Source organism: Acidaminococcus sp. (genome assembly GCF_057597765.1).
In genome coordinates this window covers 10,273-28,662 of the sequence record NZ_DBMBXK010000018.1, presented here as the reverse complement: position 1 = coordinate 28,662, position 18,390 = coordinate 10,273, and the positions used below count along the sequence as shown (strand labels likewise).

Below are 18,390 nucleotides of genomic sequence, written 5' to 3'. Positions count from 1 at the left end.
CATCCAGGTGACTCGATCTCATCACTAAAAGTGACTTGACCCGCACATCTGTCAACAATATTCAGTTCTCAAAGTTCGTCTCACTGTCTCAGCGACAGCTTCTATATAATACCAGACTTTCGTTTCTTTGTCAACAACTTTTTTCTTTCAATATTTCAGTTGAAACATTTCGCTGCTGATCAAGTTTCAGTCTGTTGCTTTCTCTTCGAGAAAGCTTATTTAGTATAGCAAAAAGGCAGAGAAAATGCAAGCATTTTCTCTGCCTTTTTCAAATTTATTTTCCTGCTCAGAAGAATTCCTTCAGAGAGAAGGTCTGATCCCGGTTGGGGCCTACGGACACAATGCCGATTTCCACGCCCACCACTTCGCTGAGCCGGTTCAGATAGGCCTGGGCTTCCGCCGGCAGGTCGCTGTAGGACCGTACCCCGGAAATGTCCTTTTTCCAGCCTTTGAAGGTTTCGTAAACCGGTTTGGCTTTGGCCAGGATGGTCAGATCCGCCGGGATGTGCTGGATGGGTTCTCCGTCGATGGTCCAGCCGGTGCACATCTTGATTTCGTCCATGCCGTCCAGGATATCCAGCCGGGTAATGGCCAGGGCATCCATGGAGTTCAGCCGGGCAGCATATTTCACCATGAAGGCATCCAGCCAGCCGCAGCGGCGGGGCCGCCCGGTGACAGTGCCGAATTCATGGCCGGTGTTCCGGAGATAGGTTCCCGGGCCGTCAGTATCGAACAGTTCGCACACAAAGGGGCCTTCCCCTACCCGGGTGGTATAGGCTTTCACCACGCCCACCACATGGTCGATGAACCGGGGCCCTACGCCGCTGCCGGTGGCTGCATTGCCGGCGGTGGGGTTGGAGCTGGTCACATAGGGATAGGTGCCGTAGTCGATGTCCAGGAAGGTGGCCTGAGCCCCTTCGAACAGGACTTTCTTGTGAGCATCGAAAATGTTCCCCAGAGCTACGCTGGTGTCAGTCACATGGGGCCGCAGTTCTTCCGCATAGTCCAGGTAGGCTTTCAGCATGGGTTCATAGGCCAGAGGTTCTGCCCCGTAGACTTTGGTGAACAGGGCATTCTTGGCATCCAGGTTCCGTTTCAGCTTGGCAGCCAGCACGTCTTTGTTCATCAGATCGCAGACCCGGATCCCGGTACGGGCATATTTGTCCATATAGCAGGGTCCGATGCCCCCTTTGGTGGTGCCGATCTTGGCATCCCCCAGGGCAGCTTCCTGGAGTTCGTCCTGCTTTTCATGGTACGGGAACACCACATGGGCCCGGTCGCTGATCAGCAGGTTGCTGGTATCCACGCCCTTGGCCTTCATTTCGGCGATTTCCTGGAGCACCACACGGGGGTTGATCACCACACCGTTGCCCAGGATGCAGGTTTTGTCCTTGTATAAAATCCCGCTGGGCAGCAGACGGAGCTTGTAGGAAACGTCATTGACCACCACCGTATGACCAGCGTTGGAACCGCCGGAATAGCGGACCACCGCATCAGCCTGCTGGGCCAGGTAGTCAACGATCTTGCCTTTACCTTCGTCCCCCCACTGGGAACCGATTACAACAACAGATGACATAGAGTTCTCCTTCTTTCGGGTTACATTCCAAACCGGGCGTAGATTTCATCCACATGCTTCAGCATATGTTTCGGTTCGAAGCAGGCTTCCACTTCTTCTTTGGTCAGGTACTTGTCGATGTCCGGATCCGCTTCCACGTTGGTCTTGAAGTCGGCCCCTTCCATCCACCGGGCCATGGCGTTCCGCTGCACCCACTTGTAGGCATCTTCCCGGAGCACCCCTTTGCTTACCAGGGCAATCAGCAGGTTCTGGCTGTAGATCAGGCCGCCAGTCAGGTTCAGGTCCCGCATCATGGCTTCCGGATATACCAGCATCTTGCCCATGATGTCCTTCATTTTCCGCAGCATGTGGTCCAGCAGGATGGTGGAATCCGGCAGGATGATCCGTTCCACGGAAGAATGGGAAATATCCCGTTCATGCCACAGGGCCACGTTTTCGATGGCAGCTTCCGCGTTGCCCCGGAGCACCCGGGCCAGGCCGCAGATCTTTTCACAGGTGATGGGGTTCCGTTTGTGAGGCATGGCGGAAGAGCCCTTCTGGCCGGGAGCAAAATATTCTTCCGCTTCCCGGACTTCCGTACGCTGGAGATGACGGACTTCCGTGGCCATCTTTTCCAGGGTGGCGCCGCACACGGCGATGGTGCTCAGATAGAAGGCATGGCGGTCTCTCTGGACAACCTGGTTGGCAATGGGCACAGGGGTCAGCCCCAGTTTTTCGCACACGTATTTTTCCACAAACGGGTCAATGTTGGAATAGGTCCCGATGGCACCGCTGAGTTTCCCTACGGAGATGTATTTCTTGGCCATTTCCAGCCGTTCGATGTTCCGTTCGGTTTCAGACATCCACAGCAGGAACTTCAGGCCGAAGGTCATAGGTTCCGCATGGATCCCGTGGGTACGGCCCACGCACAGGGTGTGACGGTATTTCTGAGCCTGGCTCTTGAGGATTTCATGGAGTTCCTTTTCTTCCCGGATCAGGATTTCCGCGGAATGTTTCATCATGAGCCCCATGGCCGTATCCTTCACGTCGTTGGAGGTCAGGCCTTTATGGATATATTTGGAAGCATCGCCGACGTGTTCAGCCACAGAAGTAAGCAGAGAAATGATGTCATGGTTGGTGGTCTTTTCGATTTCATGGACCCGGTCCAGATCGAAGTCCGCCTTGGTTTGGATGTCATGGAGCGCATCATCCGGTACAATGCCCAGTTTGTTCATGGCTTCGCAGGCCGTGACTTCAACTTTGACAATGTTGCGGTCTTCGTTTTCTTCCGTCCAGATGGAACCCATTTCTTTACTGGTATAACGTGGAATCACAATACTTCCTCCTTAGGTATAACAAAAAAATGGCATAACGAGGGAACACACCGTTCCCGCTGTCTTTTTATTGTATCATTTTACCGAACGCTTCGCAACGACAAGAATTTTTTGTTTGCAATAAAAGAACCCGCTGTTCCAAGCGGGTTCTTTCCTTCGGCAATTGACAATTGACCATTGACAGGCGGCTGCTGTATGGCAGCCGCATTTATTCCGGTCTCCGGCTCAGATCCTCGAACCGGGTGATATCCTTCCGGAAATACAGCGGCACCGTGCCCACCGGACCATTCCGGTGCTTGGCCACGATCAGTTCCGCCACGTTCTTCTGTTCCGTATCCGGGTTGTAGTAATCGTCCCGGTAGATGAAGCAAACAATATCCGCATCCTGTTCCAGGGCCCCGGATTCCCGCAAGTCACTGAGCATGGGCCGTTTGCTGGTACGCTGTTCCACGCTCCGGCTCAGCTGGGACAGGGCGATCACCGGCACATTCAGCTCCCGGGCCAGCCCCTTCAGGGACCGGGAAATATCACTCATTTCCTGCTGCCGGTTGTCGCTGGCCCGTTTGGAGGACCCCTGCATCAGCTGGAGATAGTCCACGATGATCAGATCCAGGCCGTTCTCGTTTTTCCACCGCCGGGCCTTGGACCGCATTTCCAGGGCCGTCATCCCCGGCGTATCATCCAGCATGATCTTGGCGGCACTGAGCTTGTCCGCCGCGTTTACCAGGTTGGGCCATTCGCTTTCCTGGAGCTGGCCGATCCGCAGCCGGGAGGCGTCGATCCGGGCCTGGGAGCACAGCAGCCGCTGGACCAGCTGCTCCTTGCTCATTTCCAGGGAGAAGAAGGCTACGGATTTTCCCCCGTCCAGAGCCACATGTTCCGCAATGTTCAGCACCAGGGAGGATTTCCCCATGGAAGGACGGGCTGCCACGATGATCAGATCCGAAGGCTGGAGCCCGCTGGTCATTTTGTCGAAATCGGAAAACCCGGTGGGCAGGCCGGTAAAGGCATCCTTGGTGTCGTACAATTCCTCGATCCGGGCCATGGCGCTTTTCACGATGTCCTTGATCTTCACCACGCCCCCGGAATGTTTCCGGTTGGCCACCGCCAGGATCTTCTGTTCCGCCTGGTCGATGGTCTGGGCAATATCCTGTTCTTCCTCGTAGCCGCTGGCCGCCACTTCCGTAGCCGAATTGATCAGCTGCCGGCGGAGGGATTTTTCCTCCACGATCTTGGCATGGTACACCACATTGGCCGCTGTAGGCACCGCATTGCTGAGAGCGGTGATGGCCGCCGTGCCTCCGATGGCATCCAGCTTCCCCAACCGGCGCAGTTCTTCGGTGACCGTAACCAGGTCCACCGCCTCGTTCCGGCTGTGGAGATCCATAATGGCCGAAAAGATCACCCGGTTGTCCGGCCGGTAAAAGTCATCCTCATTGAGGATTTCCCCGGCTTTGTCGATGGCATCCCGGCTGATCAGCATGGCCCCCAGCACACTTTGTTCCGCCTCGATATTCTGGGGTGGAATACGTTCTTCCAAAGAGCAGACCTCCTTCCTGAAAAGAAACCCACCACCGTATCACAGAGGTGCCGATCCCCTTCTCAAGACAGCCATTGTCCTGTCTGTCCGCCCTTTTCAAGGGCGGGGGACCAGCCTGGGGCTGGTGGTGGGTTCCTTTTTTATTCTTCCGTTTCTACAACGACCTTGAACTTGGCGGATACATCCGGCAGCAGTTTTGCCGTTGCGGTGTATACCCCCGGGCTCTTGATGGTTTCCGGAATCTCGATCTTCCGGCGGTCCACCCCTTCCATCCCGGTCTGGGTCAGCAGGGCATCCGCCACATCCTTGGAGGCAATGGATCCGAACAGCTTCCCGTTGGCTCCCACCTTCACCTTCATGTGCAGGGTCACCTTTTCCAGCTGGGCAGCCAGGATCACCGCTTCGTCATGAGCCTGGGCAGCCCGGTGTTTGGCCACCTGCATGTCCTGTTTGGCCTGGTTCAGGTTCCGGGAGGTGGCTTCTTCCGCGATCCCCCGGGGAATCAGATAGTTCCGGCCGTAACCTTCCGCCGTTTCGATGATATCGCCTTTCTTACCCAATTTCTTGATGTCCTGCAGCAGAATTACCTTCATCTGTATCGCTCTCCTTCATTTGTTCTTTGGCCAGCTCAAGGACCTTCGGCATCAGTTCTTCCGCCGTCACGCCCTTCACCTGTACCCCGGCAACGGTCTGATGGCCGCCGCCGCCAAGTTCTTCCATCATCACCTGCACATTGACGGATCCGTCACTGCGGGCACTGATGCTGACTCCGTTTTCATTCTGGCTGAAAACCACACTGGCCCGGATGTCATCCATGGTCAGCAGTTCATCCGCCGCCTGGGCCACGATCACCGGCGTATCCTTGTCCTGACAGGAACACTGGTGCACCGCCACAGCCAGCCCGGGCAGGGGCTGTTTCATCTCGGTGATGATCCGGGCCCGGGTGAGCACCGTATGTTCATCATCCTTGAACAGCAGGGAAACCATATGGGGGTCGGCTCCGTTCCGGCGCAGGAAAGCCGCCGCTTCGAAAGTCCGTTCCCCGGTCTGCACCGCAAAATTCTTGGTGTCCACCAAAATCCCTGCATACAGGGCCGTGGCTTCCACTTCAGAAAACTGCAGCTTGTTTTCAAAATACTGGAGGATCTCCGTGACCATTTCACAGGTGGAGGAAGTGGACGGTTCCATATACTGGAGCATCACATCGGTGATGGCATCCTCCGCCCGCCGGTGATGGTCGATGATGATCCGCCGGCGGATGGCCTGGAGCACCTTGGGTGCCGCGCTCAGCATGGCCCGGTGGTGGTCCACCAGTACCAGGATGCTGCCGGGAGTGATCCGCTTCAAGGCCTCTTCCTCGTTGACAAACAGAGACAGGTACCGGTCGCTCTGGTCTTTGGACACGGTTTCCAGCTTCTTCAGGGAAGGCCCCTGGCCGCTGGTGACGATGCAGCAGCTCTTGTTCAGGGTCAGAGCCATTTTGGCCACCCCGATGGCTGCCCCCAGGGCATCGTAGTCCTCGTTGGCATGGCCCATGATGAACACCTGGTCCGCACTGACCATCAGTTCGTGGATGGCCTGGGCCACGATCCGGGCCCGGACCCGGGTGTTTTTCGCCTGGACGGAGCCCCGGGCCCCGTAGAAGCTCATATCGTCACCCAGCTGGACCACTGCCTGGTCCCCGCCCCGGCCCAACGCCAGGTCCAGGGCCGCCTGGGCCTTCTGGCTCAGTTCCGCCAGGTTCCGGCCGTCCGCCGCCACCCCGATACTGATGGTGGGGCTGATCCGGTTGCCGCTTTTGATCTCCCGGACCCGGTCCAGCACCTGGAACTTCTTGCTGATGGTGTCCGTCAGCCCTTTCCGGCTCATACCCACCACAAACATGTCTTCCGTGTATTTCTGGAAGTACCCGTGGACTTCCTCCACCCAGCCCCCGATGGCCTTGGTCACGTCCACGATCAGGCTGGCCCGCTCGTTTTCGTTGAGTCCTTTCATGGCATCGTCGTAGTTGTCGAACTGGACATAGGCCACCACCGGCCGTTCTTCCTCATACCGTTTTTTCTGCCGTTCCCGGTCCGTGATATCCGTCAGGTACAGGGCCAGCCCCGTATCCTCCTCCGGATTGTCGGTGATCTGGATCCGCCGGACCAGCATCTTGTAGATCCGGTCCCCGATCTTGATCTGCTTGTCCGCGTCCCGGAGCCGCAGGGTGGCAAAATTGTTGTCCGGCGGCGGCAGCACCTTTTCAAAAGGCGTGGCCAGAGGCACCTCCACCGCGATGAATTCGTTGAACAGCCGGTTCCGCCACTGGAGATGGCCCTCTTTGTCGAAAACCCCGATGCCGATGGGGATCCGCTGGGACGCATAATTGTTGGCCCGTTCAATATTCCGGACCACCGTGGTCATGGAATGGTTGAACCAGGCTTCCCGGAGCCGGTTGCTCCGGAAGGTCAGATAATAGACCAGCAGCACCGAAATGAACCCGATGGCCGTACAGATGGCCAGGTTCACCGCAATCCCGTAAATCACCAGGACGGACCCCAGCAGGGCCACCCCGATGCGCACGGACTGCCACAGGTTCCGGCGTGATTTCTCCTCCATACTATCCCCCTCTATTCAGGCTTTTTGGCCCCTGGCTTCCGGATCTTCCGGAGATCGAAGACCATTTCATAGGCCCCCAGCACCACCACCAGCTGGGAGGCGATGGGCAGGGTGAAGGTCAGCAGCAGACTCAGCGGCAGCAGGATCCGGGGATAATGGCGGTATTCCACATACCAGCGGATCAGGCTCAGCCCCTGGACCAGGAGCAGCATGTTCATCATCATATACAGGGTGTACCCGCCCCGGTACACCAGGGAATCCTGATAGTTCTGGCCGAAGAAGATCAGCATCATCCCGATGCCATAGGGCAGGAGCAGCCATTTGGGCAGCTTCCACAGGGAAAAAGGCGGAAACCAGGGGTAGTAATCCCCCATCCGTCCCAGGATCTTCCGGGCCGCCCAGTAGTTGGCAATGGCGGTAATGGGCGCGCTGAGCAGCACCCCGGCCGGCAGGATCAGTTCGAACATCTTTTTCAGCTGGGCCAGCTGGGTGTCCGTGAGCCCGTTCATCCCCAGGGTCTGGAAAATCTCGCTGCTCATGTTCACCGATTCGTCAATGGACTGGAAGAACACTTCGATTACATTCACATGCATGAAGAAATAGGCTGCCAGGGCACTGAGCACCGTGGAAAGGAGGGCCCCCAGGCTCCCCATGAGCAGGGTCTGGGTGGGCGTCATCTGTTTTTCCATGGCATAGCCCATGAACAGGCCGATGAGCCCCAAAATCAGGCACTGGGTCAGAGCCTGGAGAGGAGACAGCAGCACCGCCACCACACACCCGGTGACCAGCAGGCACAGGATGCTCCATTTCAGCCCGTTCCGCCGGCCGCAAAGGATGATGGGCAGAGGCCACAGGATGCTCACGATGATGTCCAGCACCGGGATGTAGTTCCCCACCAGGGTAAAAAGCACGGCCACCGCCGCCAAAATGCCGGATTCCACCAGCGAAGAAGTTTTATGGTAATGCAAAGCGATATTCCTCCATGATGATAGTTTCCTTCGGCCATTGACTATTGGCCATTGACAACCAAGAGAGCGTTTCCCTACTATTTTACAATATTTGACAAAAAAAAGACAGACCCCCGAAAGGGTCTGTCTCTGTCATCCAGCTTATTCAGCCGTAAACGGCAGCAGTGCAACGTTTCTGGCACGTTTGATGGCAATGGTCAGCTGACGCTGATGTTTTGCACAGGTGCCGGAAATCCGGCGAGGCAGGATCTTGCCCCGTTCGGTGATGAACTTCCGCAGCTTGGCTGCATCTTTATAATCGATTTCCTGGACTTTGTCGACGCAGAAGGAGCAAACTTTTCTTCTGGGTCTCCGGTTACCTCTTTCACGCTTCATCATAGCTATTCTCTATCCTCCCTTTTAAAATGGGATCTCTTCGTCAAAACCTACTTCAGAGCCAAAGCCACCCATGGGACCGGCGGAGCCGCCCTGAGAGGACTGATTCTGGGATGGAGGATTCTGCTGGCCTGCGGCAGGACTGCCGGAGCCTTTCCGTTCGATGAATTCAACCCGGTCCGCAATGACTTCCGTCATGTAATGCTTGTTCCCGTCTTTTCCATCGTAGCTGCGGATCTGCAGACGCCCTTCCACCAGAGCTCTCTGACCCTTGGTCAAACTGTTCCCACATAATTCAGCGGTTTTATTCCACGTTACAATGTTGATAAAATCCGCTTCCCGCTGGCCGTTCTTCGAAGCGAAGGGACGGTCAACTGCCAGAGTAAAGGTGCAGACCGTTTTTTCCGTAGGTGTAACCCGGACTTCCGGATCCCGTACGAGACGGCCCAACAAGATAATGCGATTCATACACCCAGCCTCCTTATTCGCCTTTGCGAATGATCATGTGACGCAGGATATCGTCGGTAATCTTCATCACACGGTCCAGTTCCTTTACGGCTGCAGGTTCAGCGGCAAACGTGGTCAGAACATACAGACCATCATTGAAGTCCTGAATAGCATATGCCAAACGTTTTTTGCCCCACTTATCGGTTTTTTCGATCGTAGCGCCGTTAGCCACCAGCAGGTCATCGAACTTCTTTACAACAGCGTTGAAAGCGTCCTCTTCTACCGGTTTAACGATGTACATGACTTCGTAGTTATTCACGAAATCACCTCCTCCTTTGGATTTGCTCCTCTACCATGAGGGCAGAAGAAGTATATATAATATATACAGCCTTAAAAGTATAGCATGGGAAGAGAATAAATGCAAGAAGGAAAAGGAATCTTTTCTGTAGTATAATAATATGATATCAATTCACAAAGGAGCACCACCATGTTCGTCTATGCCGACAACGCAGCCACCACCCGGGTCCTGCCCAAGGTCCTGGAGGCCATGCTGCCTTATTTTACAGAACAGTACGGCAACCCCTCCAGTACCTATCCCCTGGGGCAGGAAGCCTCCCGGGCCCTGATCGGCTCCCGGGAAACCATCGCCCGGCTGCTGGGCTGCCGGCCCCGGGAGATTACCTTCACCTCCGGGGGCAGCGAAAGCGACAACCAGGCCCTGCGAACCGCCGCTGCCTGGGGAAAGAAGCACGGCCGCACCCATCTTATCGCCAGTGCCATTGAGCACCACGCCATCCTCCACACCCTGGAGGCCCTCCAGAAGGAAGGCTTTGCCGTGACCCTGCTGCCGGTGAACCGGAAAGGCCAGGTGGAACCGGACACCCTGGCCCGGGCCCTGACCTCGGAAACCGCCCTGGTATCCGTGATGACCGCCAACAACGAAACCGGCGCCCTCCAGCCCATCAGGGAGCTGGCCGCCCTGGCCCATGAACAGGGAGCCCTGTTCCACACCGACGGGGTCCAGGCCCTGGGCCATGTGCCGGTGACCCTGGAAGCCGGGAACATCGACTTCCTGTCCGGTTCCGCCCATAAATTCCATGGACCTAAAGGAGTCGGTTTCCTTTTTACAAAGCAAGGGATCGAATTGGAAAACCTGATTTTCGGAGGAGAACAGGAACGGGGGAAGCGGGCCGGTACGGAAAACGTCCCCGGCATCGTGGGCATGGCCGCTGCCCTGGAAGAAGCGGTGCATAATCTGGATGCCAACGCCCGGAAGATGGCAGAAGCCCGGGACGCCCTGGAAGCAAAGCTCCTGGCCCTGGGCGGCACCCGGGTCCACAGCGGCCAGGTGCCCCGGCTCCCCGGCCACCTGAACATGGCCTTTGACGGAGTCCCCGCAGAAGCCCTGCTGCCAGTGCTGGGCATGGCCGGCATCTGCGTTTCCGCCGGGTCCGCCTGTGCCTCCGGTTCTCCGGAACCCAGCCATGTGCTCCTGGCCTTGGGCAGTACTCCGGAAGAAGCCAGATCTTCCCTCCGATTCTCCCTGGGAGACGACATTACCCGGGAACAGGTGGACTATACGGCCCAGACCCTTATCCGGGAAGTCCAGCGGCTCCGGCAGCTGGAACACCGGCTGTAACAGAAAGGATGCATCATGAAAGCACTGATTGCCATGAGCGGCGGAGTGGACAGCTCCGTAGCCGCAAAACTCATGCAGGATGCAGGGTATGACTGCATCGGCTGCACCATGAAACTGTACAACAACCCGGACGCCGGCTGCAGTTCCAAAACCTGCTGCAGCCTCAGCGACGTGGAAGACGCCCGGAGCGTGGCCGCCCGGCTCCATATGCCCTATTACGTGTTCAACTACACGGAAGAATTCAAAAAAGACGTAATGGAAAAATTCGCCCGGAGCTACACCCTGGGCCACACCCCCAACCCCTGCATCGACTGCAACCGGTTCCTGAAGTTTGGCGCCCTGTACCAGCGGGCCCTGGAACTGGGCTGCGACTGCGTGGTCACCGGCCATTACGCCCGGATCCGGAAGACCCCGGAAGGGAAGTACCAGCTGCTCCGGGCCACGGACCCGGCCAAGGACCAGAGCTATGTGCTCTACAGCCTGACCCAGAACCAGCTGGCCCACACCCGGTTCCCCCTGGGGGGATACCACAAGACCCATACCCGGGAAATCGCCGCGGAAAACGGATTCATCAATTCCCAGAAGCCGGACAGCCAGGACATCTGTTTCGTACCCAACGGCCAGTATACCGATGCGGTCCAGCGGATCCTGGACTACAAGCCCCAGCCCGGGCCCTTCCTGGATCTGGAAGGAAAGGTGATCGGCCAGCACAAAGGGATCATCTATTACACCCTGGGCCAGCACAAGAAGCTGGGGCTGAACCAGCCCGATTATCCCCTGTATGTGGTGAAGATCGACCCGGCAAAGAACGCCGTGATCGTAGGTCCCAGTGAAGCCCTGTTCAGCCGGGAGGCAAAGGTCCGGGACGCCAACTGGATCAGCGGAGAAGTGCCGGAAGGCCCCGTCCGGTGCCAGGTGAAAGTCCGGTACCGCCAGGAAGCCCAGCCCGCCACCGTAACCCCCACCGGCAAGGATACTTTTACCGTCCGGTTCGACGAACCCCAAAGAGCCATCACCCCCGGCCAGGCCGCCGTATTGTACGACGGAGAAGTGGTCCTGGGGGGAGGGACTATAGTGGAATGAAGAAAGAAAAAACAGGTCCCGGCCGGGGCCTGTTTTTTTGAGGAAGATATGCCCGACCGGAGGCCGGGAAGGGTTCCCCTGCGGGGAACCCCTACGCCGTAGGGGCGCGCCACAGGCACGCCCGTCCCGGCCTCCCGGAGGGCTCATTTTCATTCCCCAAAATACCGGTCCAACTCCCATTTCCTTGGGTTGTTCTCTATATATTCCATGATCCGGACCCCATCCCCCGGCGTCCTTACCAAATGGTCGTAATATCCACGCTGCCAAATTTTACGCCCGCACACCCGGGTTGTACAACCTTTGAACTGGTTGATGAATCCGGCCAGGGAAATGGTTGCCCTATCCTGATTTCGGAATACCAATAAATGGATATGGTTGGGCATCACCACCCATTGCAGGATCTCCATCCCCGGATACCGGTTGGCAAACCAATCCAGATGAGCCGCCACCTGATTCCCAATTTCCGTAGGATGCAGAACTCCCTGTTCAATACATCCAAATAGAGGTTCCCTGTCCAGGGTGCACACCGTAAGGAAAGTCAGCCCGGACAGTTGGTAAACCACAGGAGAAAGCCGGATGTTTTTTCGGCTGGGATGAAGGGTGTGCGTAAATGACATAAAAGGTCTCCTTCTTTTGCAAACATATGTTTATTTTATGGTTTTATATATTATAACATGACAGAATATTTTTGCAAGTTTGCTGGTTTGATCCGACCGGAGGCCGGGAAGGGTTCCCCTGCGGGGAACCCCTACGCCGTTGGTGTCAAAGTCCCTCCTGCAAGTCAAAGCCCAGGCATCCGCGATCCATCCACCCCCAGCCACAACCCTCGACCCCAACGCTGTAGGGGCTTGCTACAGGCGAGCCCTTCCCTGGCCGCCCGGAGGGTCATTCCATCCTGCACCCCGCAACCTATGACATCCGCAATCCATTCGCCCCCAGCCACAACCCCGATCCCAACGCTGTAGGGGCTTGCTACAGGCGAGCCCTTCCCTGGCCGCCCGGAGGGCCTCCTTCCCCCATCGGCCACTGGCAGCCGCAAAAAACCACCCCGCGCATTGCGCGGGGTGGTTTTTTGCTTTATGGTTCTGCTCCAAAGGGGGTGTGTGCAATCCATCCGGGGAGACGGTTACGCTTTTCTCTGGGCAGCCATTGCCTGGAGTTCAGGCCGGAATTCTTCTACCAGTTTGGCTTCCGCCTTGGCCCCTTTGGACAGGGCGTTGTAGATGATTTCAGCCATTTCATAACGGGTCATGGTCCGTTCGCCGTGATACTTGCCGTCTTCGTATCCCTGGACGATGTCATTCCCTGCCAGCCGGCTTACGGCTTCGTAAGCCCAGTGGTTGGCCGGTACATCCGGGAAGTCCTTGGACAGGCTGGGGTTCAGCACGCCCAGCAGGGCATCCAGCCGATTCTGCAGGTTGGTCACCTGTTTGGCCAGAGCGGCATTGGTGGCTTCCGCCTTTTCCAGCCGCTTGCTGCTCTTGCCCAGCTTGAAGGACACGCCGCCGCCGATCATGTTTTCCCCATTGCCGAAGCTGGTGGAAACATTCAGCATCACCCGGTCCGTAGGCCGGTAGAACACGCCCAGGGCCCCGGCAGTTTCACTGCGGTAGTTGCCCACAGCCGCTGCCACGCTGACCTTGGAATCTTCATCGAAGTCCATGGGGTGCAGGTTGGCCATAGCCGCTGCGTTGGCCCCCACTTTATCGATCCGGTTGTCCAGGTTGTCCACCCGGGTTTCCACCCGGTCTACGCGATTTTCCACAGTGGAGACTCTCTGGTTGGTTGCATGCAGCTGGCCGCCGTTCACCGCATCGGTGCTGCCTTCAGCAATGGTCCCGTCCGCCACGTTGGTGATCTTCTGGTCGTTGGCATTGATGCCGTTTTCGTTAATGTAGGTCTTGTCCCCTACCTTGTAGGACTTGGCCGTCACATCGCCGGCTACGGTAGCGTTGCCGCCTACAGAGAGATCCTTTTCCATGGTGACGTCATCCTTGAAGGTGGACTTGCCAGCCACTTCCAGGGTGCCATCCAGCTGGGTATTGCCCATCACGTGCAGGTCCTTGTTCACATCCACATAATCCGCCGTTGCCTTGCCGGTTTCCAGGGTGTTCCCGGAAATGGTGGTCTTGGTGATGGATCCTTCTCCAATAGCCGCTGCATGCTCGGTATTTTCAAAGGTGGTCCCGGCGTCCGTGGTGGTCACGCTGGTCTTGGTAGCATCGTCGCCAGTCCCAGAACTTACGGTGGTATTCACATACCCCTTTTCTGCATCCTTCAGAATGTCGATGATGTTCCCGCTGACCAGCTTCTGTTCCGACTTGGTGGCCGTATCCGTCACCGTGTTGGATCCGCCGCTGTTGTTCTTCACCAGGCTGGTGAAGCCGTTGGCCTTCTGGCTGCGGCTGGAGAAGTCGCCGCTGGCAGTATCGGTGATCTTGGTGGTGTCTTCCGAAACGGTCTGCACATTGTTCAGGGACTTCACGGAGTTTCCGCTGCTGTCCACTTTCTTCAGGGACGTATTCACACTGCCGGCCAGCTGACTCAGGGTACTGGTGCTGGTCCCATCGGTAACAATGTTGATGTCCTTGTCAGCCGTCTTGGAAGAAGAGTTGCTGTTGGCTCCATCCACCACAGATTCGGCAATCTTGCTGGTGGTCATGGTCCGGCTCACGTTTTCACCCACTTTATCCTTGATGGACTTGGTGGCCGTATTTTCGATTTCCGCTGCGGAATTGCTGAGTTTTTCCGCTGCGGTATTGGTGATGTTCTTGGCACTGTTGCTCAAGGTTTCAGAAGCCGTGTTGGTGATGTTTTTGGCATCATTGGCGATCGTACCGTTCTTAGCCGTGTTGGTGATATCTTTTGCCGTCTGGGTGACGCCAGTGCTGTTGGTGCCATCCGTTACGGCGCTGCCGATGAACGGGTTGGCTGCATCGTCGAGGTTCTTGATAACGTCGATGAAACTGCCGCCGCTTACCAGGGCATCTTCCATCTTAGTAGCTGTCTTAGACGTAGCGCTGTACTGGGTATCGCTGGCTTTGATCAGCTGTTCCGATTTGTCTACAGTGCTGTTGGTGTTGTTGGCCTTGGTCCCGTCAGTGATGGAGGAGGCCAGGCTCTTGGCATCCTGGTTCACAACCGTGGTGTTGGTGCCGTCCGTTACGGAGGAGGCAACCTGGTCTGCCTTCTGCAGGCTGTTGGAGGTATTGGTCCCATCCGTAATGTTGGTGTTGGTCTGGCCGGCAACGGTGTCGATGGTGGTCTGCTTGTCCCCATCGGTGAGCTGGGATTTTTCTTCTGCTGCGCCCCGGAGATAGGAAGCTTTCTTGCCATCGGCCTGGCTCATTTCTTCCGTGGTCTGGTAGGACAGCTGGGTGGAAGTATTGGAGCCGTACTCGTTGGAAACCTTGCTGACGATGGAGCTGGAAGCATCGGTTTCCACATCCAGAGCCTTGTTGGTGATCTTGTTCCGGGCTTCGTTGGTGATGTTTTCTGCCGTCAGGCTGCTGTCGCCGGTCACCGTGGTGTTCTGGTTGCCGCCCACCTTGTTTTCCATGTCGCCGGTCACATCGTTCAACATCTTGCCGCCTACGGTATTGGTCATATTGCCGGTGGCAGTATTCACCAGATCTTTGGCAGAATTCGTAATGGTTCCGCCCTCTGCCGTATTGGTAATGCCGTCCGCCGTCATTTCGCTCTTTACGGCAGAACCGTCACCGATCTGGCTGGTAATGGCCGTATCCGTCTGTTCGACCTTGGTCAGCGTATCGCCGGCTGCGTTTTTGATTTCCTGGAGGATGTCTTTGACTCTCTGGCTGAAGGTGGAAGTATTGCCATCGGCATCCTTCACCACGTCACTGGATTCTTGTGAAGTCTGTTTGGACTCATTGCTGTTCTTGTCAGAATCCACAAACTTGGAAGTCACATCACTGCCTTCCACAGTCAGGGTACTCTTCTTCCAGTTGCCATCGGCGTCGGTGGATTTCGCCCAGGTGGAAGTCCCATTTTCATCATAATCGATGGCGCTTTCTTTTTCGCTGCCATCTTTGGTGCTGGTGGCTTTCTTATAGGAGGTGATTTCACCGGCTGCCACTTTCGTGCTGGCCGTTACGTTGTTGTCCCCTACAATGCCGTTCTTGGTCAGGTCGATTTCATCCACGTTCAGTTTGCCGTTGACCGTCAGGTCGCCGCCGATGATGGCATCACCGCTGGTGGTAATGGTTTCAGCACTCAGGTTCTTCACACCGGTGAGGTTGCCATTCTGCATGGTTGCCGTGCCATCGGAGATGCTCTTACCCTGGATAGCGCCGCCGGCGGTCAGGTCACCGGTAATGGTAGCGCTGCCTGCTGTGAGAGCGCCCTGGATGGAAGCGCTGGCTCCCGTAATGGCGCCGCCTGCGTGGATGTCACCCAATGCGGAGATGTTGCCCGTGGAAGTTACGGTGCCGCCGGTAATGGAACCGCTGGTATTGATGTTGCCATTGGTGATGGTAGCAATCCCATCGGTCAGGGTCTTGCCGGTTACCGTTCCGTTGCTCATGGAAGCACCCTTACCGTCGGTTACCGTTTCACCGGTGATAGTTGCCTTGGAAGTGACATTCCCGTTTTCATCTACGGTGAAGTCCCCATTGGCCCCTTTGATCTTGCCGTCAGCACTCATAGCTGCCTTGGCTTCGCTGTAGGTATCGCCGCCGGTATAGACACCGTCTTTATCCACCACCGTGCTGTTGGTGCCAACCTTGATTCCCTTTTCGTTCAGGGTGATCTGGTTGTCCCTGCCCTTGTTCAGGATCATTTTGTTGGCATCGGTCTTGGAGGTGGTCACGTTGCCCTGGGCGTCAATGGTAGTGGTATTCTTTTGCAGAACATTGTCATCGCTCAGGCTCAGTCCGCTATTGACGGCTTCCACCAGTTTGGTATCTGCTGCCACACGGGCCGAAGTTTCTGCCGTAATCTTATCATCCAGTGCTGCATCAGCGGCTGCCCGTTCCTGGGCTTCCTTGGCATCTGCCTGGTTCAGGGCCGTGAATCCATCAGCCATATTCTTGTTGATGGTATTGAACCCATCCACCATATTCTGGTTGACCTGCTGAATCACCTTGTCTTGGGTTTTATCTGCCCAAATGCGAGCATTTTTTTCCGCATCCAGAGCGGCATCCAGGTTAGCCACGTTTTCGCCAATGGTGTTGGCCGCTTTCACAACGGCCCCATCCTGTACGGCGGCATCGGCCTTGCTTACATAATTGTCAGAAGTCTGTTTCTCCAGATATTCCTTCACATTGGTGATCCGGGTATCCAGAGCCGCATCGGCGGTTTCACGGGCGGTCGTTTCCGTATTCAGGTCAGTCTGCAGCTGTTTCGTCGTTTCGTGGATCGCATTGGCTTCGTTCGTAATCCGTTCGTTCAGTTCATTATCCTTGGCTTCTCGGGCCGCCGCTTCATTTTGGTAAGCCGTAGCCAGGGTGGCAATCCCTTGGGACGCATTTTCATTGACTTGCTGGATCACCTTATCTTGTGCTGCATCGGCGCCAAGACGGGCAGCCGTTTCTTTGGCCAGGGCAGCATCCAGTTTGGTCACATTGTCGCCGATGGTGTTGGCGGCTTTCACAACAGCCCCATCCTGTACGGCGGCATCGTTCTTGCTAACATAGGTATCCGCAGCTTCCTTCTGCAGATATTCCTTCACAGCGGTGATCCGGTCATCATTGGCCTTGACTTGTTTACCCAGGCTGACCAGGTTATTTCCTACCGTATTGTTTTGTTTGATATAGGTACCGTCTTTGGTAGTTTCGTCAGTCACACCATCTGCAGCCACCTTACCTGTTACAGTCACATCACCCGTAGAGGTGATATCACCAGTAGAAAGGCTTCCAGAAGTCAATTTTCCACGGATTTCGATGTCTTTGACTGTCTGATTTTCTTTAGTGCCTACAATCAAATCGCCAGTGCTGGAAATATGAAGGGCCGTGCTGGTCTTCTGGTCCGTTAATTTTTTATCCAGTTCAGCCGTTTTGCGATATGTGTATTTTCTGGCTGCCTCAATCTGCGCATCCGTGCCATCCTTGGTATAGACTTCTACTGCCGTATCGGAAGTCGACGATTCGACCTTCGTAGTATCCGCCGCAAAAGTTGTCCCTCCCATAGAGACAATGCTGAAAAATACGGCCAGAGCCGCAGCGGTCTGTGCCACTTTCTTCCGTCCCACGGCACGGCGTCCGTCTTTGGACTGGCCTTTGGCCAGTTCGGAAACCACCATGTACATGCCCCGTGTTTTGTTCCAGATCACTTTATAAATCCTGTTCATAAAGCCACACCCCTTTTCTTGAACTCTCCTGTTTTTTCATTTTCATGCATCTTTTGGTGGGTTTCCCATGCGCGCTTTGGTCTCCCCGTTACCTTTAGTTTACCAAAATCCCTGAAATTTCCAATTATCCCTTGGTATACTCTTTTGAATTTCCGGAGTATACTTTTGTATAAGAACGTTCGTCCGTATATGCAACACGATTTACTTCACTCTTCAGTTTTCTTGAATCATTCTCATTTGAGTTACTTGGAACTTTATACAGGAATCCGGTGTATTGCCTGGAGAAGGAAGCTCCGCGTCCGGAACTTCTTTCTCTTTGTTCTGCTAAAGCATATCATGGATTTCAAAACTTTTTTTTCGAAAATCACGAAAGGGTCATTTTTTGTCCTGAAAATATTTTTCAGATTTTTCTTTTTATTTGTTCTTGATTCAAAGACATTTTAATCTCCTTTTCATGAAAAAAAACCGCCCTTTCAGGGCGGAGATTTTCCAAGACTGTCCGGACTGGGTATAATAGAGGTGAGTAAATTGGTACAGACCC

At 55.7% G+C, this 18,390-nt stretch carries 13 protein-coding genes; 2 read left to right on the top strand and 11 right to left on the bottom strand.

The window, feature by feature from the left end; translation table 11 throughout:
- Positions 1-286: 286 nt before the first annotated feature.
- The 9 genes from ACZOF8_RS09860 to rpsF all read right to left on the bottom strand — a co-directional run bounded on the left by ACZOF8_RS09860 (position 287) and on the right by rpsF (position 9,139).
- Complete coding sequence (locus tag ACZOF8_RS09860; protein WP_154488671.1) at positions 287-1,576, bottom strand: adenylosuccinate synthase; 1,290 nt, start codon at positions 1,574-1,576, stop codon at positions 287-289.
- Positions 1,577-1,596: 20 nt separating this feature from the next.
- Positions 1,597-2,889, bottom strand: a complete 1,293-nt coding sequence (gene purB, locus ACZOF8_RS09855) for an adenylosuccinate lyase (protein WP_022486628.1) — start codon at positions 2,887-2,889, stop codon at positions 1,597-1,599.
- A gap of 208 nt (positions 2,890-3,097) precedes the next feature.
- Positions 3,098-4,429 (bottom strand): replicative DNA helicase, encoded by a 1,332-nt coding sequence (gene dnaB / locus ACZOF8_RS09850; RefSeq protein ID WP_154488670.1) that lies wholly within the window; start codon positions 4,427-4,429, stop codon positions 3,098-3,100.
- 140 nt (positions 4,430-4,569) lie between these two features.
- Complete coding sequence (gene rplI, locus ACZOF8_RS09845; RefSeq protein WP_022486626.1) at positions 4,570-5,022, bottom strand: 50S ribosomal protein L9; 453 nt, start codon at positions 5,020-5,022, stop codon at positions 4,570-4,572.
- Positions 4,982-7,030 (bottom strand): DHH family phosphoesterase, encoded by a 2,049-nt coding sequence (locus ACZOF8_RS09840; RefSeq protein ID WP_022486625.1) that lies wholly within the window; start codon positions 7,028-7,030, stop codon positions 4,982-4,984. Before ACZOF8_RS09840 ends, rplI begins: the two co-directional genes overlap by 41 nt.
- Before the next feature lie 11 nt (positions 7,031-7,041).
- Positions 7,042-7,998: a YybS family protein gene (locus ACZOF8_RS09835; RefSeq protein ID WP_022486624.1), complete on the bottom strand. Its 957-nt coding sequence runs from the start codon at positions 7,996-7,998 to the stop codon at positions 7,042-7,044.
- 141 nt (positions 7,999-8,139) lie between these two features.
- The gene (rpsR, locus tag ACZOF8_RS09830) at positions 8,140-8,376 is read right to left on the bottom strand and encodes a 30S ribosomal protein S18 (protein ID WP_012937440.1); all 237 of its coding nucleotides are present in this window, start codon (positions 8,374-8,376) and stop codon (positions 8,140-8,142) included.
- A gap of 21 nt (positions 8,377-8,397) precedes the next feature.
- A complete protein-coding gene (locus ACZOF8_RS09825; protein ID WP_022486623.1) occupies positions 8,398-8,841 on the bottom strand; it encodes a single-stranded DNA-binding protein in 444 nt (147 codons plus the stop codon).
- A 13-nt stretch (positions 8,842-8,854) separates the two neighbouring features.
- Positions 8,855-9,139 carry a 30S ribosomal protein S6 gene (rpsF, locus tag ACZOF8_RS09820; protein ID WP_012937438.1) on the bottom strand — a complete coding sequence of 95 codons (285 nt, stop codon included), beginning with the start codon at positions 9,137-9,139 and terminating at the stop codon, positions 8,855-8,857.
- A 168-nt stretch (positions 9,140-9,307) separates the two neighbouring features.
- On the opposite strand from rpsF, the gene ACZOF8_RS09815 reads away from it, so the two are divergent.
- Positions 9,308-10,459 carry a cysteine desulfurase family protein gene (locus ACZOF8_RS09815; protein WP_487426868.1) on the top strand — a complete coding sequence of 384 codons (1,152 nt, stop codon included), beginning with the start codon at positions 9,308-9,310 and terminating at the stop codon, positions 10,457-10,459.
- Positions 10,460-10,474: 15 nt separating this feature from the next.
- On the top strand, positions 10,475-11,542 hold the full coding sequence (gene mnmA, locus ACZOF8_RS09810; RefSeq protein ID WP_487426867.1) for a tRNA 2-thiouridine(34) synthase MnmA: 1,068 nt from the start codon (positions 10,475-10,477) through the stop codon (positions 11,540-11,542).
- A 149-nt stretch (positions 11,543-11,691) separates the two neighbouring features.
- On the opposite strand, the gene ACZOF8_RS09805 is transcribed toward mnmA, so the two are convergent.
- A complete protein-coding gene (locus ACZOF8_RS09805) occupies positions 11,692-12,159 on the bottom strand; it encodes a transposase (protein WP_022486620.1) in 468 nt (155 codons plus the stop codon).
- Between the two features lie 509 nt (positions 12,160-12,668).
- A complete protein-coding gene (locus tag ACZOF8_RS09800) occupies positions 12,669-17,849 on the bottom strand; it encodes an ESPR-type extended signal peptide-containing protein (protein WP_487426866.1) in 5,181 nt (1,726 codons plus the stop codon).
- Between the last annotated feature and the right edge of the window lie 541 nt (positions 17,850-18,390).